15 protein-coding genes are annotated in these 21,363 nt (G+C 66.9%); 7 read left to right on the top strand and 8 right to left on the bottom strand.

From position 1 onward, the window contains the following. Positions 1 to 208 precede the first annotated feature (208 nt). Positions 209 to 1,636, top strand: coding sequence for a carboxylesterase/lipase family protein (locus ABD231_RS23745; RefSeq protein WP_344155973.1), 1,428 nt, complete (start codon positions 209 to 211; stop codon positions 1,634 to 1,636). On the opposite strand, the gene ABD231_RS23740 is transcribed toward ABD231_RS23745, so the two are convergent. Together ABD231_RS23740 and ABD231_RS23735 are read right to left on the bottom strand one after the other, a co-directional pair. Further along, entirely contained in the window at positions 1,633 to 4,368 is a 2,736-nt protein-coding gene (locus ABD231_RS23740) for an AfsR/SARP family transcriptional regulator (RefSeq protein ID WP_344155970.1), read from the bottom strand. The genes ABD231_RS23745 and ABD231_RS23740 overlap by 4 nt on opposite strands. Before the next feature lie 66 nt (positions 4,369 to 4,434). After that, entirely contained in the window at positions 4,435 to 8,070 is a 3,636-nt protein-coding gene (locus ABD231_RS23735; RefSeq protein WP_344155967.1) for a family 78 glycoside hydrolase catalytic domain, read from the bottom strand. 183 nt (positions 8,071 to 8,253) lie between these two features. Between ABD231_RS23735 and ABD231_RS23730 the strand changes: the two genes are divergently transcribed. The 3 genes from ABD231_RS23730 to ABD231_RS23720 are packed head-to-tail and all read left to right on the top strand — an operon-like array spanning position 8,254 to position 10,591. Next, positions 8,254 to 8,748 carry a SigE family RNA polymerase sigma factor gene (locus tag ABD231_RS23730; protein ID WP_344155965.1) on the top strand — a complete coding sequence of 165 codons (495 nt, stop codon included), beginning with the start codon at positions 8,254 to 8,256 and terminating at the stop codon, positions 8,746 to 8,748. Positions 8,749 to 8,768: 20 nt separating this feature from the next. Continuing rightward, entirely contained in the window at positions 8,769 to 9,518 is a 750-nt protein-coding gene (locus ABD231_RS23725; protein WP_344155962.1) for a hypothetical protein, read from the top strand. Then, positions 9,515 to 10,591, top strand: a complete 1,077-nt coding sequence (locus ABD231_RS23720) for a hypothetical protein (RefSeq protein WP_344155959.1) — start codon at positions 9,515 to 9,517, stop codon at positions 10,589 to 10,591. Before ABD231_RS23725 ends, ABD231_RS23720 begins: the two co-directional genes overlap by 4 nt. A 536-nt stretch (positions 10,592 to 11,127) precedes the next feature. Here the strand turns inward: ABD231_RS23720 and ABD231_RS23715 are convergent. Together ABD231_RS23715 and ABD231_RS23710 are read right to left on the bottom strand one after the other, a co-directional pair. Then, positions 11,128 to 12,402, bottom strand: coding sequence for an MFS transporter (locus ABD231_RS23715; RefSeq protein WP_344155956.1), 1,275 nt, complete (start codon positions 12,400 to 12,402; stop codon positions 11,128 to 11,130). A gap of 76 nt (positions 12,403 to 12,478) precedes the next feature. Next, positions 12,479 to 13,864, bottom strand: a complete 1,386-nt coding sequence (locus ABD231_RS23710; protein WP_344155953.1) for an aminotransferase-like domain-containing protein — start codon at positions 13,862 to 13,864, stop codon at positions 12,479 to 12,481. Between ABD231_RS23710 and ABD231_RS23705 the strand changes: the two genes are divergently transcribed. Beyond that, the gene (locus tag ABD231_RS23705) at positions 13,863 to 15,077 is read left to right on the top strand and encodes an aminotransferase class V-fold PLP-dependent enzyme (RefSeq protein ID WP_344155950.1); all 1,215 of its coding nucleotides are present in this window, start codon (positions 13,863 to 13,865) and stop codon (positions 15,075 to 15,077) included. The two genes, ABD231_RS23710 and ABD231_RS23705, sit on opposite strands and share 2 nt — an antisense overlap. Here the strand turns inward: ABD231_RS23705 and ABD231_RS23700 are convergent. Together ABD231_RS23700 and ABD231_RS23695 are read right to left on the bottom strand one after the other, a co-directional pair. Then, a complete protein-coding gene (locus ABD231_RS23700; RefSeq protein WP_344155947.1) occupies positions 15,058 to 16,680 on the bottom strand; it encodes a molybdopterin-dependent oxidoreductase in 1,623 nt (540 codons plus the stop codon). The genes ABD231_RS23705 and ABD231_RS23700 overlap by 20 nt on opposite strands. A 151-nt stretch (positions 16,681 to 16,831) precedes the next feature. Beyond that, positions 16,832 to 17,284 carry a nuclear transport factor 2 family protein gene (locus tag ABD231_RS23695; RefSeq protein ID WP_344155944.1) on the bottom strand — a complete coding sequence of 151 codons (453 nt, stop codon included), beginning with the start codon at positions 17,282 to 17,284 and terminating at the stop codon, positions 16,832 to 16,834. 79 nt (positions 17,285 to 17,363) lie between these two features. Here ABD231_RS23695 and ABD231_RS23690 point away from each other — a divergent pair, with 79 nt between their 5' ends. Continuing rightward, the gene (locus ABD231_RS23690; RefSeq protein WP_344155941.1) at positions 17,364 to 17,855 is read left to right on the top strand and encodes a winged helix-turn-helix transcriptional regulator; all 492 of its coding nucleotides are present in this window, start codon (positions 17,364 to 17,366) and stop codon (positions 17,853 to 17,855) included. Here ABD231_RS23690 and ABD231_RS23685 read toward each other — a convergent pair. Further along, positions 17,852 to 18,694, bottom strand: a complete 843-nt coding sequence (locus ABD231_RS23685; RefSeq protein ID WP_344155938.1) for a LysR family transcriptional regulator — start codon at positions 18,692 to 18,694, stop codon at positions 17,852 to 17,854. The two genes, ABD231_RS23690 and ABD231_RS23685, sit on opposite strands and share 4 nt — an antisense overlap. Positions 18,695 to 18,775: 81 nt before the next feature. Here ABD231_RS23685 and ABD231_RS23680 point away from each other — a divergent pair, with 81 nt between their 5' ends. Further along, positions 18,776 to 19,651 carry an MBL fold metallo-hydrolase gene (locus tag ABD231_RS23680; protein ID WP_344155935.1) on the top strand — a complete coding sequence of 292 codons (876 nt, stop codon included), beginning with the start codon at positions 18,776 to 18,778 and terminating at the stop codon, positions 19,649 to 19,651. Here ABD231_RS23680 and ABD231_RS23675 read toward each other — a convergent pair. Then, entirely contained in the window at positions 19,648 to 21,318 is a 1,671-nt protein-coding gene (locus ABD231_RS23675) for a right-handed parallel beta-helix repeat-containing protein (RefSeq protein ID WP_344155932.1), read from the bottom strand. The genes ABD231_RS23680 and ABD231_RS23675 overlap by 4 nt on opposite strands. Positions 21,319 to 21,363: the final 45 nt, after the last annotated feature.

Raw genomic sequence — 21,363 nt, 5'->3', positions numbered from 1 at the left:
CGATCTCATCTGGGCAGCACACGACGTGCTACGATGCATGAGTAAGCCCCGGGTACGCCTCTGCTCTGCATGCCACCCGGGGCATTGCTATGTCGCCACCCAGAGGTGGGCTCGTCGACCTGAGAAGAACCTATCTCACGACAGCATCCCCGGGCAAGTACTCCCAGTACTCAAATCTGTGAACTAGTCGCCGCTCGGGAGGGGCTCGATGACTGAGGTTCGGACGGCGGTCGGGGTGCTGCGGGGTGTTCGGGAGGCGGGGTGTGCGGTCTTCCGGGGGATCCCGTACGCCGAACCTCCCGTTGGTGCACGGCGATTCGGGGAACCGGAGCCGGTTCGGCCGTGGGACGGGGTGCGACCGGCGACTGAATTCGGTCCGGCGCCACCGCAGTCCGAGCTCTTGGGGAGGACTCGGGTTGATCAACGTGACGACTGGTTGACGCTCAATGTCTGGACATCGGACGTGGGCGGGCTGCCGGTGATGGTGTGGATTCCCGGTGGTGCTTATATGGCTGGCGATTCCAGTCGGCCGGAGTTCGACGGGGCGCGGCTGGCGGCGCGTGGTGTCGTGGTGGTGTCGCTGAATTATCGGTTGGGGATCGAGGGGTTCGGGCATATTGAGGGGGCTCCGGACAATCGGGGATTGCTTGATCAGGTTGCGGCGCTGCATTGGGTGCGGAAGAACATCCGGGCGTTTGGCGGTGATCCCGATCGGGTGACGGTGTTCGGTCAGTCGGCGGGTGGTGGTTCGGTGGCAGCACTGCTTGCGATGCCGCGCGCCAAGGGGCTCTTCCGGCAAGCGATCGTGCAGAGCATGCCGGGGACGTTCTTCTCCCCCGAATTGGCCGCCGACATCGCCGCGGCCTGCGCGGCCGAGCTCGGCGTGAGTCTCTCAACTGTGGCGCCGGAGATGCTGCCGCTCATCGGGGACGCGATCTCGGACAAGGCGATCCAATGGCTTGATCGCTGGGGACCGATCGCCCATCGGCCGATCCCGTTCGCCCCGGTTGTCGACGGCGACGTGCTGCCGAGGACTCCTTGGCAGGCGTTGGCCGACGGCGCGGCTCGTGACATCAACCTGCTCGTGGGGCACACCCGCGACGAACACCGGTTGTTCAGCCTGATCGACGGCGTACTGGGTGAGGTCACGGCCGAGCAGACCGAGGCCGCGCTGCAGATGCTCGCTCCAGGGCTCCCTTATCGAGAGGCGTTTCCGGCCGCGTCCGACGAAGAGTTGTACGAAATCGTCAACCAGGACTGGTTGTTTCGCATGCCCAGCCTCCACTTGGCCGACGCGCAACTCGCCGGTGGCGGCCAGGCTCACCTCTACGAACTCACCTGGAACGGCGCGCTCGGCGCCACCCACGGCCTCGACATCCCCCTGGTCTTCGGCAACCTCACGACCGGACACCCCGCCACCCTGATCGGCGATCCAAGCGAGGCGCAGTCGCTGTCAGACCAGATGCAGAAGGCCTGGGTCGACTTCGCCACCCACGGGACGCCGGGCTGGCCGCCGTACGACGGCCAGCTGACCCAGGTGTTCGACACACCCTCGACGCTCGGCGCCTATCCCGAGGCGGCGTCTCGGCTGCTCTGGCAGGACCACACCTTCCGGGCGCTCCCGCTCCTGGGCTAGTTGATGCTGTCGAGAATGGCGAGCAGTTCGGATCGCCTGGCTTCGGCGAGCGGGTCGTCCTCAAGGCCGGCGAGGGTCTGCAGGCCCTGCTGGCAGGTGATGCGGGCCTGGGCTGTGTGGCCCAGTGCATGTTGCGCCGCAGCGAGGTGACCGAGCACCTCCGACTTGAGCACTTGCTGGTGGAGCTCGTTGCATAAGGCAAGGGATCGTTGATAGGCGTCGACGGCCTGGTCGTGCTGACCTAGTGCGGCCTGGGCGAAGCCGAGGTTGTCCCACGCGTAGGACGCCAGCATCCGGTTCGATCCGCCGGAGAGCGTCAGGGCGTCCTGGGCTGCTGTCCTTGCCGCCTCGTAGTCGCCCACACTCAAATAAGAGACCGCGATGTTGTTGAGCTTCCGCGCTTCGGTCGGATCTCCGCCGGCTTGGCGGGTGAGTTCGATGGCCCGCAGGATCAGTTCGATCGCCTCGGTATGGCGGCCGGATCGTTCGTATTCGCAGGACAGGGATTCGAGGGTGTCCGCGTGACCGCGTGCAGAGTCGGTCTGTCCGAAGAGCGCAGCTGCCCGCTCCATGTGGGCAACCGCTGCAGCTGACAGACCGAGCTCGGAAGCCGTCGTACCGACGTCACGTTCCGAGATCGCGATGAACAGAACCTCCTCGGTACGCCGCGCGCAGTCCAGACCCAGTTCGTGCACGCGCAGCAGGTCGACGTAGGCGCGGCGGTAGTGGAAGGCCATGCCCATCAGATGACTCAGCTCGAAGCCGACCCGGTCGAGCCCACGTTCACCTGCCAGCTGTACGGCGGCAAGCGTCGTCTCGCGCATCGTGTCGAACCAGTCCAATGCCTGTCGATCATCGGCGAACTCGAGCGGAACGATGTTGTCGAAGGGTGCTTCGATCTCCATCAAGGGTCCAGCTCGGCCGAGTGCGGCACGGCCGTTGGCGGCCGAGTGGAGATAGAAGCTCAACTCCCGCCGAAGCGCAGCCTCGAGTTCCGCCGAGGAGTCAGTACTGTGCGCGAGTTCGATTGCGTACATGCGCACCAGATCGTGCTGCTCATAGCGATCCGGATGCGGTTGCTGAACGAGGTTCGCCTCGACCAACTGACCCAACAGCCGTTGTGCGGCTGGCGACGTGACGCCGCAGAGCGCGGCGGCCGCGGCCACGCTGATACCAGGGCCCGGACTATCACCCAGGAGTCGGAACATCCGTGCCGTCGCCGGATCGAGGGCTTCGTACGACCACGAGAACATCGCCCGTACGTCGGTCGCCGCGTCCTCGCCGTCGAAAGCCGCCAGGCGGTCTCGTCCCACCGCGAGTTCGTTGGCCAGGGCAACCAACGGGAACCCGGGCTGGACGGCGGCCCGGGCGGCCACGATCGCCAAGGCCAACGGCAGTCGCGCGCACAGGTCGACGATCGCCTCGGCCGCCTCGGGGTCGGCGAGCACCCGATCGCGGCCGATCCGGTTGGCCAGCAGCGTCTGGGCATCGTTAGCCGCCAGCGGATCAAGCTTGACCGGAAGAGCATCAACGAGCCCGGTCAATCTGCTGCGACTGGTGACCACAACGAAACAGGTCTCGGACTCCGGCAACAGCGGCCGAACCTGATCCGCGTCGCGCGCGTTGTCGAGGATGATGAGCACCCGCTTGCCGGCCAGCTGACTGCGATAGAGCTTCACCTGCGCGTCCAGGCCCATCGGCATCCGCTCGGCCGAGACCTGCAAGCCTTCCAGCAGCGCCCGCAACGCCTTCTCGGGCGTGAGCGGCGAACCGGACGGATCGAACCCGCGCAGATTCAGATAGAGCTGCCCATCGATGAACTGCTCGGCCACCTGATGGGCCCACTGAACGGCCAGCGCCGTCTTCCCCACTCCCGCCATCCCGGAGATCACCGCGACCGTGCGGTCGGTCAACCGCTTGTCGAGCTGGGCGAGCTCGTCCGTGCGCCCGGTGAAGGCCGCGATGGTGATCGGCAGCTGAGCCGGCCGCCACCTCTCCGGCGACACAGCCTGCGAACCACTGGTGAGAATCCGCTGATGCAACCGCTGCAACGCCGTACCGGGTTGGACGCCAAGCTCGTCAGCCAGCCGCTGCCTGGCCTGTTGGTACTGCGCAAGTGCGTCAGCCTGGCGACCGCTGAGATGCAGAGCGAGCATGAGCTGGCCGGCCAGCCGCTCGTGCAACGGATGTTCGGCGACCCGCTGAGACAAGTCAGCCACCATCGCAGCGTGCCGCCCGGCCTCCAGCCGGAGATCGTCGCGGTCCAGCTCCGCGGCCAAGCGCTCTTCGTTCAAGGTCGCGCGAACCTGGTTCAGCCACTCGTTGTCGAGGGAGGCGAACGCTTCGCCCCGCCATTGCGCCAGGGCGTACTCCAACTTCGGGAGCCGCTCGTCCCCGGCATCGCGAGCCTCGGCGACGGCTTGCCGGAACCGATGAAGATCCACCACCGCTGGATCCGCAATCAGCGCGTAGCCGGTCGAGCTCCGCTCAATCGCGGGACCACCTGCGGCAACCAGCGCAGTGCGCAGGCGGGAGACGTAGCTGTAGAGCGATTCCTTCGCACGCTGGGGCGGCCGGTCGCCCCAGATCCGCTCGATCAGCCGATCGACCGGCAGCGATCGCCCCGCCTCGATCAGCAGAACCGCGAGCACCACCTGCTGGCGCGCCGTACCCAGCTCAACGGTGACGCCATCCGTCCGTGCCTCGACCTCGCCCAGTACTCCGAACTCCACGACCCCAGCCCCCTCCCGGAGACTGGAGTCAACAACGGACTCGCGCTCGACGCAACCGGTCTCGTGTCAGGTCCGCGGGAGCGCCCAGACATCAGCCAGCGATGGGTCGTAACCGGAGGCGGCAGCGTTGTGCTGGATCCGGACCCGGATGGTGGAGTTCGTCAGCAACGCGGGATCATCGACGGGGAATTGGTAGGTGTCGAGACCGCCCTTCGCGCGGTTGTTCACCCGGTGATGCACCAGTACGCCGTTGATCCGCACCTCGTAGTCCTTGACCTGCGCTCGGTCGAAGGTCTCAACCAGCCGCATCACGAACGGCTGACCGGCCTGGATCCGCAGGTCGAACTCGAACCACGAGCCCGGTACCTGCAGACCCGAGTACCGCCGAGTCCGCCCGGCCTCGACCCCGGTGCCGGACGACGGCGCCGCGGTCACCCCATGAGCAGTCTCGGAGGCCGACTGACCGAGATCCACGTAGTCGGATGCACCCTCAACACCTCGTACGGCGAACTGGTACTTGCCTGCAGCAACTGTCGCGGCGACCGTGTCACCGTCGTCGACGATGTTCGTCACGAACGGCGCCGCGGTCAGCGCGACACCGCCTTCGGTGATCAGGCTCGGATCCGACGCCGGGACGCGAACGACGGCCGTGGTGTTGCCGGGAACCGTGACATCCAGCTTCAGCCCGTCGGTACCGGCTCGCTCCCAGCGGGTGGCAATCTCGCCGTACGGCGTCTGGTGTCCGAAGTCGGCGAAGTTGAGTCCGGGGCCGGGCGTCGGTGCGATGAGCGCCTTGCGATAGCCGGGTTCGAGCGCGGACACCCCGGACATCGTGCCGTACATCCACTGGCCGACGGCTCCGTACGCATAGTGGTTGAACGAGTTCATGGCGACGTCACCGAAGGTGCCATCGGGTTTGATCGAGTCCCAGCGCTCCCAGATCGTGGTGGCACCCTTGCCGATCTCGTAACCCCACGAGGGAAATTCGGTGCGCTGCAGCAGCATGTAGGCGAGGTCGGTGCGACCGATCTTCGACAGCGCCGGCAGCAGACCGTCGACACCGAGGAATCCGGTCTTCAAGTGACCGGCCGCAGCAATGGAGGCGGCGAAGTTGTTGCCGACGGCCTCGACCTGGTCGGTCGGGATGAGGTCGTTGGTGATGGCAAGGATGTAGTCGGTCTGGTTGCCCTGGCTCACCCGGCCGTCCTTGATGAACCTGGTGGCGAACGCGTTGCGGATGTCCGAGTACAGCCGCTGATAGCGATCCGCATCGGCGGTCCGGCCGATCGCACTCGCCATCTGGCTGAGCTGGCGGGCGCTCTTGGCGTAGAAAGCGGTTCCGATCAGGTTGGTGTCGCTGGCATTGGTCTCCAGACTCAGCCAGTCGTTGTAATCACCGCCGGGCCGGATGAAGCCGGTCGCGCCGGTCGCCAGGGAGTCGACGTACAGCTTCATCGAGTCGAATTGCTCGCTGATGATCCCGGTGTCGCCGTACGCCTGCCAGAGCGTCCAAGGGACGTTCACCCCGGCGTCGGCCCAGCCCGAGTTGTTGTTCCCGCCGTGGAAGTCCTCGGGGACGGTCGGTGCGACGCTCGGGTACGCACCGCCGGCCCGCTGTTCCAGCCGGAGGTCGCGCAACCACTTGCTCAGGAACGCCTGCGAGTCCTGGTTGTAGACGGCTGTTTGCGCGAAGACATTGATATCGCCGGTCCAGCCCAGCCGCTCGTCCCGGGCTGGAGTGTCGGTCGGGATCGAGAGGAAGTTGCCGCGCTGGCCCCAGGTGATGTTGCTGTGCAGCTGGTTGACCAACGGCGAACTCGTCGTGAGCCGGCTAGTCCGCGCGCCGTCCGTGCCGATCACCAGCCCCTTCAACGCACTGGCCGGCGGCGCCGTCGCCAGCCCCGCGATCTCGACGTACCGGAAGCCGTGGAAGGTGAACCGCGGCCGGTAGGTCTCGGGCGAGCTGCTGGCGAAGGTGTAGTAGTCCGTGGCGCGGGCGCTGCGCAGGTTGGCCGTGTAGAAGTTGCCGTCCTTGTCGAGCACCTCGGCGAACCGCAGCCGCACGGTCTGCCCAGGCGTCCCGGTCAAGGTGAGCTGCGGTACGCCGACCATGTTCTGGCCGAGGTCGTACAAGAACGTCCCGGGCACGTTGGACCGGATGGCCGTAGCGTTCAGCTGCTGCGTCACGCGCACCGGCTGGTCGGCCTGCGGCACTAGCCGTGCGGTTGCGGACGGCCTGACGACGGCCGCTCTCCATCCGGTCGCAGGGTAGCCAGGCTTGTCCCAACCCGTCTGGGCCGCGCGGGCGTCGTACGTCTCGCCGTGGAGCAGGTCCCCGGCTCGGACCGGTCCTTGGCTCGTCCGCCAAGTCGCATCCGTGGCGAAGACTGCCGTGGTGCCGTCGTCGTAGGTGATCCGCAGCTGCGCGGTCAGCGCCGTGCTCTTGCCGTAGCGCTCCGGCCGGAAGACCCCGAGCTGACCGGTGAACCAGCCGCCGGCTACCTCAGCACCGATGGTGTTCGCGGCCCCGGAGCGGATCAGCGAGGTCACGTCGTACGTCTGGGTCTGAATCCGCTGGCGATAGTCCGTCCAGCCGGGGGCGAGCTCATGGTCGCCGGCCTTCGTACCGTTGATGCGCATCTCGTAGATGCCCTGGGCGGCCGCGTGCAGCCGCGCCCGTACGACGGTCTTGCCGGTCGGGAGCTGGATGTCCTTACGGAGCAGGGGTTTCGCGTTGTTCGGTACCTGCAGATGACTTTCGGCGCCTTGGGCAACCTTTAGCGATAGCCCGCCACCAGGCAGAAGCGGCGCACCCGGGAACGTCTGGTCGTACGCGGGGAAAGCACTCTCGATCAGTACGTCGCCACCCACACTCGTCACCTTGAGCCGATGGACAACGCCTTCCTCCTGGCCGTAGGTGCGGAACCCCATCAGCCCCGGACCGTTGGCGTCGGACCGGTTGCGCTGGTCGACCTGCTGCCCGTTGATCCAGGTGGTGATCGTCTGACCGGCCACGGTGATGCGCAGGTTGTTCCGCTGCCGCAGGTCGACCGGTACGTCGACATCCGCCAGTACGACGTACTGTCCGTCGGCCTGCCGGACATGGGGGCGCAACCGCATCCGGCCCTCGGTGGTATTCAGCTGCCACATGTATCGGCCGCGGAAGAAGACCCCGAGCGCCTCGCGTTGGACAGTGACATCCGCGTCGACCGTGTAGTCGGTCCACTCCGGACCGACCGTGTCATCGGCCCCGATCCATTCACCGGCCCAGTCGGACGGTTGCAGTGCGCCGGTCTCGAACTTCGCCGGCGAGCTCCACGCGGACGCCGTACCGGTCTCGTCCCAGATCCGGACAATCCAGTGGTACGTCGAGTAGCGGGTGAGCGCGGGACCGCCGTACGGGACGTCGATCGACTGGCCGGACGTGACCTGGCCGCTGTTCCAGATGTCGGGAGTTTGCAGCTTGTCGGGCGAGGACGCTACGTGGATCTCATAGCGCTGCTGGCTCAACCCGCGCCGGTCTGCCGCCAGTTGCCAACTGAGTCGAGGCACTCCGGCTACGACCGCGAGCGGCTCGCTGAGGTGGTTGGTCCGCAGAGTCGACACCACGGGTGCTGCCGCCGTGGCGGTCACCTCACCTGCTGCGGTGAGCGGAGTCGCCGTGATCAATAGGGCAGAGGCAAGCAGAACCAGAGCTTTCACGATGATTCCCCAGTCGTCCGGGCCAGTGCGGGTCGGTGCGGGCCCAAACCATCGCAGTCGCCGCAAAATCCGGTCAACGAATCTGGCCAGTAACGGACAGCGTTTCTGGCCTCATCGAAAAGTAGCTTCGTTGTGGGTGTGACCCGATGAGTAGCTCAGTGCGTTGGTAGGGGTGTGACGGCGATGAACTCCACCGAGGGCGACTTCGAGGCCTTCGCACGGGCGCATACGCATCAGCTGTACCGGACGGCGTGGTTGCTGACCGCGGACTCCTACCACGCCGACGACCTGGTGCAGGAGACGCTCGGGAAGCTGTTCGGGGTGTGGGGCCGAGTACGGCGGATGGAGAAGCCGGCGGCTTATGCGCAGACCGTGCTGACCCGGACGTTCATCTCGCAACGACGGCGGCGGAGCTGGCACGAGCAGCCGACCGACGCCGTACCGGAGCTGCCGGTCTCAGCTGAGGATCACGAGTTGCGACTCCTGTTGTTGCAGGCGCTGGACGGATTGCCTCCGCTGGATCGAGCGGTGCTGGTGCTGCGGTTCTTCGAAGATCGCAGTGTCGAGCAGGTGGCACGCGATCTCGGCAAGAGCGCCGGCGCGATCAAGAACCGGACGGCCCGGGCGTTGGTCCGGGTGCGGGCGGTTCTCGGCGACGAGGCGGTCATCGCACTGTGAACAGGCAGGAGAAGGACCCCGTGGAAACGACAGACGACCGGCTACCCGATTTGATGCGGCGCGCCACCGAGACCCTCGAACCCCGGTACCCCGATCTGGTGGAACGCGGGATGCAGCGAGGCGTCGTACGGCGGCGTCGGCGTCGGGTGGTGAGCACCGCGGCGACCGCGGCCGTGGTCGCGATCACTATTGGCGGGATTGCCGCCGTACAAGCGAATCTGGGGCAGCACGCCGGTCAGCCACCGGTGGCCGGGATCAGCACGCCGACGCCGAAGCCTTCGCCGAAGGTCTCGACGAAACCCGTTCCATTGCCTCCGGCCAGTCCCGCCCAGACATTGCAGACGCTGAAGGCGCTGCTGCCTGCCGGGCTCTCGACCTCCGGCGACAAGACCTGGGGCGACGACTTCATCGCCGTCGGCCTGTTGGTCGACGACGGCAAGGGCAAGGCGTGGCTCGAGGTGAGCGTCCAGACGGTCAAGTACGACCCCGACTGCATCAACCAGCCGGAGAGCCAGAACTGCCGGGTCCGGCCGGACGGAACAGTCCTCCGGTCGTACGTGGGCTCGGACGGCAAGGGCACCCTCAACTCGGTGATCCTCGAGTACCCGGACCGGCGCGCGATCAGCCTGACCAGCACGAACAGCCTCGCTCTGAAGACACCGGCGACGCGCCCCGAACCACCGCTCTCCATCGACCAGCTCCTCGAGATGGTCGACAACAACTCGTGGAGCTTCCCATCCGCCAACTACGGAAAGAATCTGAATCGATGATGCTGCGCAAGACCATACTGACCGCTGCCCTGGCTGGTGTCCTGATGGCACCAACCTTGACCGCCCAGGCAGCTCTGACCTGGACTGTGACACCCACCAAGTCGAAGCCGTCTTCGCTGGCTGACATCGACTCGAAGGGCAGCGAGACCTGGGCGGTCGGCGTCGACCTGATCGATTCCTACAGCGATACCCGGCCACTGGCGTTCCGCTGGAACGGCACGCGCTGGGTCGAGACACCGCAGCCGGTGCGCACGAACGCGACTCTCAACAGCGTCGCGGTGGCCGGCGCCAAGGAGGTCTGGGCGGTCGGCGAGGACCACGCCGTACCGGAGCAGTCGAAGCCGTTCGCGATGCGCTGGAACGGTACGGCGTGGAAGGTCGTCCCCGGACCGTCTGTCCCGGCCGGGTCCTTCAGCGACGTGACGATCGCCCCGGACGGTACGCCGTGGGTGTCGGGCTGGGCGGATGTCGGCGGCCGCGAACACGCGGTCGTCTACCGCTACGCCAAGGGCGCTTGGCAGCAACTGACCGCCGGCCTCGAGAACTCCATCAACGGCAACACGCTGACGGTCCTGTCCGCGACAGACGCCTGGCTGGGACTGAACGGCGGAATCGCGCACTTCGACGGTAAAACATGGAAGCTGGTTGACGACGTACCGGCTGATGGTTCGCACATCCCCACGGGCATGGTCGCGGCAAGCCCGACGGACATCTGGGCCTCCGGCGTCGTACACACCGTGAAGGGCGAGCGCCCGCTGGTCCTGCACTACGACGGCAAGGCGTGGAAGCAGGTCGCGACACCGCAGACGGATTCGCAGCTGTACGACATCACCCTGCACAACAATCAGCCGATCGCGGTCGGCGAGAAGTTCACCACCTCCTCCGAAGGCATCGTCACCGAGCACCCCTTCGTGATCGCCCTCCAGAACGGCAAGTTCGCCGAAACCACCAGCCCCGCCGCCAAAATCGGCACCCTCACCGGCGCCGAATCCACCGGAACCCGCCTCTGGACCGTAGGCGCCCAACGCCAACCCGCCGCCGACGGCACCGCACTAGCCGCCCGATCCAACTAACCCACACACCCCACCGGCCCGCCAGTCTTCCCCGACTGCCGGGCCGGTCCTCGTTGCGCCCGAACCCACAGCCCATCACAATCACCCGCCCTCCCCCGCCCCCACGCTCAAACTCCCCCAGAACATCCACTTGTGATGGCCCCCAGGTCCGCACCACCATGCCCCGCGACCGAAGCCACCGTGCGCGCGACCGAAGCCACCGTGCCGCGCACGCTCAACCCTTCGACGCGCCCACCCGTCGGCCCCACCCCCCGCGACCGAAGCCACCCTGCGCCCACCCCGGCGCCCACCGAAGCCACCGTGCGCTCGCCGACTGGCTTCACCGTGCGGCTGCCACTCGAGTGTGGCGAGTATGTCGCTGGAATTCGATTTCCGGGAGCACGGTCCTCCCACTCGCCGGGCAACTCCTCGCACTCGCACAGTGGCTTCGGTCGCGGGCACACAGTGGCTTCGGTCGCGGGCGCACGGTGGCTTCGGTCGCGGCGGCAGTGGATGGCCCGATTGCCCCGAGAGTCAAATGGGTGGGGGTGAGGGGTTTAGGTGGGGAGGGGTTTTCGGGGTAGGGCGGCGTAGGCGCCGGTGGCTAGGGCGGCGATGGTGAGGATGGCGGCGCTTAGGGCTAGGGAGTGTTGGATGCCGATGGCGGCGCCGGTGAGGCCGACCGTGAGGCCGCTGCCGATGCGGAGGCCGCCGGAGGAGGTGTTGTAGAGGCCGATGATTCGGCCTCGGTCGGCGGGTGGGGCTTCGAGTTGTACGACGGTTTGTGAGATCGACATCGAGACGAAGTTCGCGACACCGCTGATCGCGAGGACTACCAGGGCGAGCACGTAGTTGCTGGTGATGGCGAAGACCACGATGCTGAGGCCGTAGAGGACTGTGCCGGCTACGGCGGTTCTGACGGTGGGGCGGAGCCAGCCGGTGGCTTCGATGACGAGGCCGCCGACGACGCCACCGAATCCGCTGGCGAAGAGCAGAGCGCCGTACGTGAGACCGGCGGAGCCTGCTCCGAGGTCCTCGGCGAACTCGGGCATCGCGGTTTGGATCGAGGCGCCGACGAAGAACGAGCCGAGGCCGGCCAGGACGATCATGCCGGCGATGGTCGGGCCGAGCGGTACGCCGCGGCTCGCGCGCAGGGCGGCGATGGGCCCGAGGCGGGCGCGGGAGACGACGCCTTCGCGGAGATGGCCGGTGAAGCGGGTGCGGAACAAGAAGATTGTCAACGGCAAGTAAATGGCGATGTTGGCGAAGATGCCGCCGGTTGGGCCCAGCAGGAGAAGGAAAAGCGAGCCGACAACCGGGCCGCACAACACACCCAGACTTCGGAATGTCGCATTGAGCCGTACGGCGCTTGGTAGGTCCTCGCGGCCGACGAAGTCGTGCAGCATCATCTGCTCGGCCGGGCCCCACAGCGCGCCGGCGCAACCGTGCAGCACCAAGAGGACACAGGCGTGCCAGATCTGCAGCGAGTCGGTCAGGAAGAGCAGACCCCAGCAGAGCGAGACGAACATGAACAACGCCTGCGCGGACTGGATGATCCGCCGGCAGTCGTACCGATCGGCGAGCGACCCGGACAGCACCGAGAAGAGCAGGAACGGCAACCAGTGACTGATCACCTGGAAGCCGGCCAGCGCCGGTGAATGGAACTCACGCCACAACACCCAGTAGGTGATGACGTGTTCGACGTTGTCGCCCATCATCGCCAGGCCGGTCCCGAACAGGTACGGCCGCGCATCGCGGTTGCGCAGTCCGGCGAAACGTGGCGACCGGGCGGGACCCGGCTGGTGGTCGGTCGAGCCGCAGGCCCGGCACATGGCATTCCTCCCCAGCGTGAACGAGGCAACGCACCTCGCCGTACCGAAGATATCAGATTCGAGACATCGTGTCTCGTTACTGACTGGAAACGTTCCCCAGGCGGTCGGCGGCGGCCGACAGGTCGGCGAGGTCGGCGGTGGCGGCGAAGTTCAGGCGAAGCCAGGCGCCCGGTCTCTCAGTCGCGAAGAAGCGGCCGCCGGGGCTGACGATGACGCCGGCTTGCCGCGCTTCGGCAGCGGCGGCTACATCATCGGTCGGCAGACGCACCCAGAAGTGCAGGCCGCCGGACGGGACCTGACTCACCTCCCAGTCCGGCCGGGCATCCGCGAGTGCGTTGACCAGCGCCCCACACCGATCCCGCAACGCAACCGCGAGGCCGCGCAGGTGCCTGTCCCAGGTCGGCGAGCTGAGCAACTCGAGCGCTGCCTCCTGCAAAGGACGTGCGACGAAGAAGTCGTCCACCTGCCGGATTGCTCGCAACCGTTCGAGGACTGGCCCGCGCGCGATCAATGCACCGATGCGCAGACTCGGCGCGGCGGGCTTGGTCAGTGAGGTCAGGTAGATGACCGTCCCGTCCCGATCCGTGCTGAGCAAGGGTTTCGGCACGGTTCCACCGTGATGCAGGAGCCGCGCGAAGTCGTCCTCGAGCACGAACGCGCCGGCCGCCCGGGCAACCGCGAGTACCTGCTGCCGCCGTTCGTCGCTCAGTACGGTTCCGGTCGGATTCTGGTACGTCGGTTGGCAGTAGAACAACCGCGCTCCCGACCGAGCGAACGCCTCCGCGAGCAGATCGGGCCGTACGCCGTACTCGTCCAGCGGAACGGGGATCGGGCTCAGCCCGGCCGCTCGGGCCGCCGCCAAGGCGCCCGGGTAGCTCGGCGACTCGACCAGCACCGGACTGCCCGGCGCCGCGATGGCCCGGAAGGCGATCGATAGTCCGCTCTGCCCGCCCGAGGTGATCAACACGTCGTCCGCGCGGACATCGGCGTCGGCCAAAGCCGCGAAAACCGTCCGGAGCGAACTCAAGCCGGCCGCCGGGGCGCGATCCCAAGCATCAGGCCGTCGGGCCGCGCGAGCGAGCGCCGCGGTCAACGCCCGCGCCGGCTGCAGCGAGCCGTGCAGGTACCCGCCGTCCAGCCGGATCGCCCCCTCCGGCGCCGCGGAGTCGGCCAGCGATTGGGCGTCGACGCTGCGGTCAGCGAGCGCGACCGTCTGCCAGCCGGTGTCGATCACAGCGTCGGTACGGCGTGCTCGCGGCGCCACGTAGGTGCCGCTGCCCGGCCTGGTGATGACGACACCTTCCGCGGTGAGCTGCGCGATCGCCCGAGCGACCGTCCCCGGACCGACCCGATGGCGGTCGATCAGCTCACGACTGCTCGGCAACCGGTCCCCCGGTGCGAGTTCGCGGACGACAGCTCGCAGCGTCGTCAGCAGCTCCGCAGAAGTGCTACTGTCATTCATGAGAGCACATTGTAGCGCTTCTGCGACCTGGGGAGAATCGCTTCCCGCCCTCCGCGCCGACACTCCGGGCTGCGAACAGGTCATCCACTTCAACAACGCCGGCTGCGGACTGCTCGCCACTCCGGTGCTGACGACGATGCTCGAGCATCTGCAACTCGAGGCCCAGATCGGCGGCTACGAGGCATCCGCATCCCGCGCTGCCGAGGTTCGCGAGTTCTATGTGGAGCTGGCTGCACTACTCGGCGGGTGGCCGGACAACTTCGCCTTCGCCAGCAGCGCGACCCACGCCTACTCGACCGCGCTGTCGTCGATCCCGTTCGAGCGCGGTGACGTCATCCTCACCACGCGGAACGACTTCATCTCCAACCAGATCGCGTTCCTGTCGCTGCGCAAGCGATTCGGCATCGAGCTCGTGCATGCGCCCGATCTGCCCGAGGGTGGCGTCGATGTGGCGGCGATGGCGTTGCTGATGAAGGAGCACCGACCCCGGCTGGTCGCCGCCACCCACATCCCGACCAACTCCGGACTGGTCCAGCCGGTCGCCGAGATCGGCCGGCATTGCCGCGAACTCGGCCTGCTGTACCTGGTCGACGCCTGCCAGTCGGTCGGCCAGTACCCGATCGACGTCGAGGAGATCGGCGCCGACTTCCTCACCGGAACGTGCCGGAAGTTTCTCCGTGGGCCTCGCGGATCTGGATTCCTGTATGTGTCCGACCGGGCGCTTGCCGCCGGCCACGAGCCGTTGTTCATCGACATGCATGGTGCGAACTGGACGGCGCCGGGCGCGTATACCCCGAGCCGTACCGCGTCCCGGTTCGAGGAATGGGAGTTCCCGTACGCAACCGTCCTCGGCTGCGCGGCCGCCGTACGGTATGCGCGGGAGGTTGGTATCGAGGCGATCTCCCGGCGGACCCCGCAACTGGCCGCCCGGTTGCGCGACGGGCTCGACGCGATCCCTGGCGTGCGGGCGCTCGACCGTGGTGAGCAGTTGGGCGCGCTCGTGACGATCGCGGTCGACGACTGGCAGCCGGAAGAGTTCAAGTCGGCGTTGGATGCCCAAGGCATCAATTCGGCGTTGAGCTTCCGGAACTTTGCGCAGTTCGACTTCGGCGACAAGAACGTCAACTGGTGCCTGCGGCTGTCACCGCACTACTACAACACCGACGAAGAAGTGGACCAGGTCATCGCGACGGTCAAATCTCTTCGGCAGTGAAGACGACGTCGTGCAGACCGGAGGAACCGTTCGGGCGGGGTGCTGCCTGGGCGGCGGTCTGCACTTCGCCGGCCTTGTCGGTGGCGCGGACGGTGAGGCGGTGCATGCCGGGGGTTGCGTTCCAGCGGAACGTCCATTGGCGCCAGGTGTCGATGGTGTCCTCGGCGGCGAGTACGGCGGGCTGCCACTCGCCGTCGTCGACGCGGACCTCGACCTTGTCGACGCCACGCTGCTGAGCCCAGGCGACACCGGCGGCCATCGCGGGACCGGCCTTGATGGTCGATAGCCCTTTGGGCACGTCGATTCGGGAGGCTGTTTTGATCGGGGCTTCGACTGACCAGCCGCGGTCTGTCCAGTAGGCGCTGAAGTCCTGGAAGCGAGTGACCTCGAAGTCGACGATCCACTTGGTGGCCGACACGTAGCCGTATAAGCCCGGAACCACCATGCGAACCGGGAACCCATGCTCGAACGGCAGCGGTTCCCCGTTCATCGCAACAGCGAGGATGGCGTCGCGACCGTCGGTGAGCGCGGCCAACGGCGTACCGATCGTGAGTCCGTCGATGCTCGTCGACTTCACGGCGTCGGCCCCGGCGCGGACCCCGACCTCGGCTAGCAGGTCCGCAACCGGTACGCCGATCCAGCGAGCGTTGCCGACATACGGTCCGCCGACCTCGTTCGAGACGCAAGTCAACGTGATGTCGCGCTCGACCAACCGCCGATCGACAAGATCCTTGAGCGACAACCGCAGTTCCTTGTCCACCATCCCGTGGATCCGCAGTTCCCAGTCGTCGGGATCAATGCGCGGAACCTCGAGAAGCGTGTCGACCCGATAGAACTTCGCATTAGGCGTCGCAAACCTCGTCACCCCCGGTACGTCGACCTGCGCAGCCGCCGGAACCGCACTCGCCGGATCACCCGGCACCGGCACCCGGAACTTCTCCCGCAACGCTTCCCCGGCCCGAACCGGTAGCACCCTCGTCGCAGTCCATCCCGCAGCACCCACCACACCCAACGCGGACACCGTCACCAAGAACCGTCGCCGATCAAACCCCACCGGCCGCTCGTTCTCAGAGGCCGGCGGCTCCTCCTCCCCGAGCCCCGCCGACCCCGCCACCTCACGCCCCAGCTGCCACGGCTTGTGTGGCTGGGGTGATTCGGGTTTGAACACCTGCGCCACCAACGACATGCTGATGACTGCGGTGAGCAGGGTGGCGATGGACGGCAGCAGGCGGTCAAGCAGGCCGGTTGCGGCTGAGCGGCTGATGATGGCGAAGGCCAGGCCTACCAAGCCCAGGCCGGCCGCCAACCCCACCGCGATGCGGCGACCGCCTCGGCTGGCGATCAGGCCGGCGACGGCGGCTACCACGACGAGTACTACGCAGATGCCTACCCGCAGGAGCGGGCGGTCCGCGGTACCGAGTTCGCGGACTGCCCAGTCCTTCACTGGGCCCGGCGACAGGTCGATCACCTGGACGCCGACTGCATCGACCGGCCAGGGGCCGCCTGTCACGGCCGCGACCAGGTAGCCGACCGCCAGCGCAGCACCGGCCGCCACAACCCCACCGACCACGCCCGCGAATCGCCGTACCGCTCTCGTCGCCATGGAGGTGCTTCGGAGCCGCGGCCCCGCCGGATTGGTCGTAGGGCGGACCGCCCCCACTCACCAACCTCGCTCAGCTGATGCAGTTCACGCTCAACATCCGCCGCCCGACGTGCCCAAAGGAGGGTTAGTGAGTGGCGCAGGTCCGGATAGGTCAGCCGGTGATGGGCTCGGCGTGGGCTTCGGGGTAGCCGGCGGCGGCCAGGCGGTCCAGGGCCGCTTGGAGGACTGCCGTGTCTTCCAGGGTGCGGACCTCGGTGATCTTGCCCCAGCTCATCCGGATGAACTGGTTGACGACGTTCTCGTACCGCGTGCCGTCGGCGAGGCCTACGTCGACGGTGACGGCGGTGGCGACGCGGGTGTTCCACGGCCAGCCGGAGACCAGGATGTCGTCGACGGTGAACCGGGTGTTGGGCAACAGCCGGAAGGCTCGTTCCCACCAGCGGCGCAGCGCCTCGTGGGTGTGGCGCTCGCCCGACAGGGCGTGGTCGCCGTAGAAGCGGTAGGTGAAGGTCGGGGCCATGCCCTGGACCATCGCCTCCCAGTTGCCGGCGGTGATCTCGGCGAAGGCCTTCCGGACCTGGGCCGCAACGAATCGGTGGTACATCGCTCACTCCTCTGACTCGGCTTCAGCACCCAACCTACGGATAGTGCGTTCAATAACGCAACTGACTAGGATGGAGATCATGCGGAACACGTCGTTCGCGGGATTCCACTGTTCGCTCGCCCAGTCGCTGGAGGTGATGGGCGACTGGTGGTCGCCGCTGATCCTGCGCGATCTCTACCTCGGGCTGGACCGGTTCGACCAACTGGTCACCGACCTGGGCATCTCGCGGAATCTATTAACCAACCGGTTGGAAACCATGATGGACGGCGGCCTGATCGCGCGGACGCCGTACCAGGACAACCCGGTGCGCTACCGGTACACGCTCTCCGAAGCGGGCCGCGAGCTCCTGCCGATCCTGATGGCGCTGACCGCCTGGGGCGACCGGTGGGTGACTCCGGACGGCGGCCCGCCGATCCAGTTCACGCACACGACCTGCGGCCACCGGACGACACCGACAGTCGCCTGCTCCGAGTGCGGTGAACCACTCGACATCGAGCACGTCACCCCCACACCGGGCCCCGGCGGCCGCACCGCTCCGGGGACCGCGCTAATCGCGACGGTGATGCACTAAGGCGTGTACGCCGTCGCTGCGAGCCGCACGAAGGTGGGGATCAGCGGGTTGGTGTCGCTGGCAGACCAGGCGGCTACTACTGGGCTGGGCGGGAGGTCAATGACCGGTACGACGACCAGTTCGTCCGACAGGTGGTGGCCGAGCGGGGCGAGACCGACGGTCCCGTTCCAGAGCACAGCCTGGATGCATTCCTGAACGGCTCGGACAACCGGGCCCTCGCGAGATTCGCCACCGTTCCAGAAGGACTGCCACACCGGGTCGGTACCAGGCGGGAACTGGAACCACGCCCGGTCAGCCAGGTCGGCCAGCGCCAGGTGGTCGCGCGAGGCGAGTGGATCATCAGTGCGGAGTACGGCGCCCACTGGGTCGGCGCGGAGTTCGTGCAGGTGCAAACCGGTCGGGTCGAAGGGAGCGCGGGTGATGGCGATGTCGACCAGACCGGTGCGGAGCCCGCAGGTGGGGTCGGTGAGGTCGGCCTCGCGGATGGTGATTGTGACGGTCGGATGCAAACGGCGGTAGCTGTCGGCGAGGCGGGCGATACCGGGATCGGTGCTGTCGGCAAGGATCCCAACCGTGAGGCTGGCCGCGGCATTCACTCGCGCGCGGACCTGCTCGGACTGCGCCAGCAGATTGCGGGCCTCGGTGAGCAGCGTCGCGCCGGCCGGGGTGAGCGAAACACCCGCGGCAGAGCGATGCAGAAGCGTCGTACCGAGGTCAGCTTCCAGCTGGCGGATCGCCCGGCTGAGCGGCGGTTGGCTCATGTGCAGGCGGGTCGCGGCCCGCCCGAAGTGGAGTTCTTCGGCGACCGCCACGAAGTAGCGCAGCAGTCGCAGGTCCATGACCAGCGATGATACCCAGTGGGTATCGGCCATGCGGAAGAAGTCTTGGACGGGTCTGATCGATCGACCAAGGATGATCACATGACCGACCATCCAATCGTCGACACCTCAACCGCTCAAGAGATCGCGCGGGATCTGGTTGTGATCCCCAACCAGGACGTCGATCTGGTCCCGAACATCGGCATCATCGGCGGCTCACAATCGGTCCTGGTGGTCGACACTGGGCTCGGCCCGCGCAACGCCGAGCAGGTGCTGAAGTTCGCCACCGAGTACGCCGCGGGCCGGCGACTGTACTTGACCACGACTCACTTCCACCCGGAGCACGCTTTCGGCGCAACGGCGTTCGCCGGCGAGGCGACGTACCTGGTGAACTCCACCCAGGCGACCGATCTATCGTCGAAGTGGGAGAGCACGCTGGCGATGTTCAATCAGCTCGGCCCCGCGGTCGCCCGCGAACTCGACGGTGTTTCGCAGCCGACACCGGATCTCGTCTACGCCGATAGCCATGAGATCGACCTCGGCGGTCGGGTGGTCCGGCTACGGCCGACCGGGCGGGCGCACAGCAACGGCGACCAGCTCATCGTCGTACCGGACGTCTCGGCGGTCTTCACCGGCGACCTCGTCGAGACCGGTCAGTTCGCCATCTTCCCGTGGTTCCCGCCGTACGAGACCGATGTCTCCGGCGTCGCCTGGATCAAGGTCATGGAGCATCTGACCGCGTCGAACCCGGCGATCGTCGTACCCGGCCATGGAGCTGTTGGCGACACGCGGCTGCTGGTCGACGTTCGCGACTACCTGACCGAGCTGCGGGACGAGACCTGGGTACGACGGGACTCCGCGCTGCCGGTGGAGACGATCGCCGAGGAGGTTCGGGCGCTGATGATCGAGCGGCACCCCGATTGGCGACTCCCCGAGTGGATCGAGCGTGGCGTCGGGTGTCTGTGTTCGGAGTACTAGTTCTCCAGGGTGATCTCGGAGCAATCGGTGAAGCGGAAGCTGTCGTCCGAGGTCCCGCCATCGACGTGATTGTTGCGGATGGCAAGGTTTCGGACGCTCTTGGCCTCGACCACCAGGCCGCCTTCGAAGGTGTTGTCCTCGATCCGGATGTTCTCGTGGACCGGACCGTCGAAGACCGTATTCTCCGGGTTGATCAGGATGCTGGCGTGGTTCCTGACGGGCCGGCGGAAGGTGTTGCGGCGGATCGTCAGGTCGCGGACCGGACCGGACTCGTACCAGCCTGACGCGTCGGCGGTGATCAGGATCGCGGACATGTCCAGGCCGTCGAACACGTTGTCCTCGATGACGGCCGGGCGACGGGTGGCGACCAGGACTCCGCGGGTGGGGATGTTGCGGAAGGTGTTCCCGGCGACTCGGACCGCCGGCGTGTAGGTGGTGTTCTCGACGGCGAACGCTTCCGGGTCCGCGACCACGTCGGCTGGTACGTCTCGATCGAGTACGACGGTCATCGTGGTCAGCTGCCTTGAGTCTCGGCCAGTCGGGCCGGTCACGGCGGTTACGGTCGCTTGGCCGACCGCGCGGAGGCTGGCCCGGTTGGTGATCTCGAGTTCGTCACCGACGGCGAACTGCGGGAACCCGGCCGTCTCGTTGTGCGCGTAGCGGAGGTGCAAGGTGCGACCGTCGATCTTGGTGATCGGAAGATAGGTCCCGTGGATGTTGATCGCGTCGTCATGTGCACCGTCGAAGGTGTTGCCGGTGATCGTCACGGTTCCCTTGACACCCGACATCTGCACGAAGTCCGCGAAGGCCGCTGCGATCCGCCCGGATGCGCGGTCGGTGACGAATTCATTGCCGGAGACAACGATGTTTTCGCTGAACTGGCCGAGGATGCCGAACCCGTGCAGGTACCGCGCCTGCAGATCGGTCACCGCGACATCCTTCGACTGCCAGATGAATCCGGCCGCTGTGTCTCGCGTAACCTCGCGGAGCGAATAGACCATTCCTAGCCCGTCTGGCGTTGCCTCGGAGCCGTAGTCGATGCGCAACCGCCGTTCGCCGAGATCGGTCACCGAGATGACGTTCTCGAATAACCACGGTGGGCGGCGGCTTGCTAGGCCGGCTACTGGGTCGAATACCTGCTGGCCGTTGGACAGTTCGTCCGACGAGTGGCGCCAGTACGGCTGACCGTCGTACGGGCTTGGGTCGGTGAGGAATGAGACTTGGCCGGCCTCGACGACGTACGGGCTGCCGGCGGGGACGGAGACGATGCGGTAGCCCGGGCCGGTCTCGATCACCGTCAGGTCGATGATGCGCGGGGCTGAGTGGTCGAACTCGAAGTTCGTCAGCGTCACGTTGGTGGATCCGAGGACGGCGAAGAGGCCGAGTTGGCCGTGCAGCTGGAAGTGCGAGCCTTGACCGTCGATGGTGAGGTCGTCGATGCCCTCGACGTACAGCGCGAATCGCTTGAAGCGGACCGCGGGGTCGGCGCCGGCTGTGTTCGACAGGTACAGCTCGTGGGGGACGGCCTGGTCTGGGTAGAAGTGGTAAGTCCCCTTCGGGAAGACCAACCCCTTGGGGCCGGCGACATCCCGCGCGGCCTCGATCGCTGCCGCCACGGCCGCCGTACTGTCGGCGACCCCGGTGGGGTCCGCTCCGAACTCCGTCACATCAAGCACGCTTGATCGTACATCATATAGGAAACGAAATCGGTG

Source organism: Kribbella yunnanensis (genome assembly GCF_039529655.1).
Lineage (GTDB): Bacteria > Actinomycetota > Actinomycetes > Propionibacteriales > Kribbellaceae > Kribbella > Kribbella yunnanensis.
The sequence above is the reverse complement of the archived record's forward strand: the minus strand, read 5'-3'. Positions and strand labels throughout refer to the sequence as shown.

Excerpts from the sequence above, each read along its gene's own strand:
- ABD231_RS23745 (WP_344155973.1), top strand. The coding sequence starts at position 209 with ATGACTGAGGTTCGGACGGCGGTCGGGGTGCTGCGGGGTGTTCGGGAG.
- ABD231_RS23730 (WP_344155965.1), top strand. The coding sequence starts at position 8,254 with ATGAACTCCACCGAGGGCGACTTCGAGGCCTTCGCACGGGCGCATACG.
- ABD231_RS23720 (WP_344155959.1), top strand. The coding sequence starts at position 9,515 with ATGATGCTGCGCAAGACCATACTGACCGCTGCCCTGGCTGGTGTCCTG.
- ABD231_RS23715 (WP_344155956.1), bottom strand. The coding sequence starts at position 12,402 with ATGTGCCGGGCCTGCGGCTCGACCGACCACCAGCCGGGTCCCGCCCGG.
- ABD231_RS23705 (WP_344155950.1), top strand. The coding sequence starts at position 13,863 with ATGAGAGCACATTGTAGCGCTTCTGCGACCTGGGGAGAATCGCTTCCC.
- ABD231_RS23710 (WP_344155953.1), bottom strand. The coding sequence starts at position 13,864 with ATGAATGACAGTAGCACTTCTGCGGAGCTGCTGACGACGCTGCGAGCT.
- ABD231_RS23700 (WP_344155947.1), bottom strand. The coding sequence starts at position 16,680 with ATGGCGACGAGAGCGGTACGGCGATTCGCGGGCGTGGTCGGTGGGGTT.
- ABD231_RS23695 (WP_344155944.1), bottom strand. The coding sequence starts at position 17,284 with ATGTACCACCGATTCGTTGCGGCCCAGGTCCGGAAGGCCTTCGCCGAG.
- ABD231_RS23690 (WP_344155941.1), top strand. The coding sequence starts at position 17,364 with ATGCGGAACACGTCGTTCGCGGGATTCCACTGTTCGCTCGCCCAGTCG.
- ABD231_RS23685 (WP_344155938.1), bottom strand. The coding sequence starts at position 18,694 with ATGGACCTGCGACTGCTGCGCTACTTCGTGGCGGTCGCCGAAGAACTC.
- ABD231_RS23680 (WP_344155935.1), top strand. The coding sequence starts at position 18,776 with ATGACCGACCATCCAATCGTCGACACCTCAACCGCTCAAGAGATCGCG.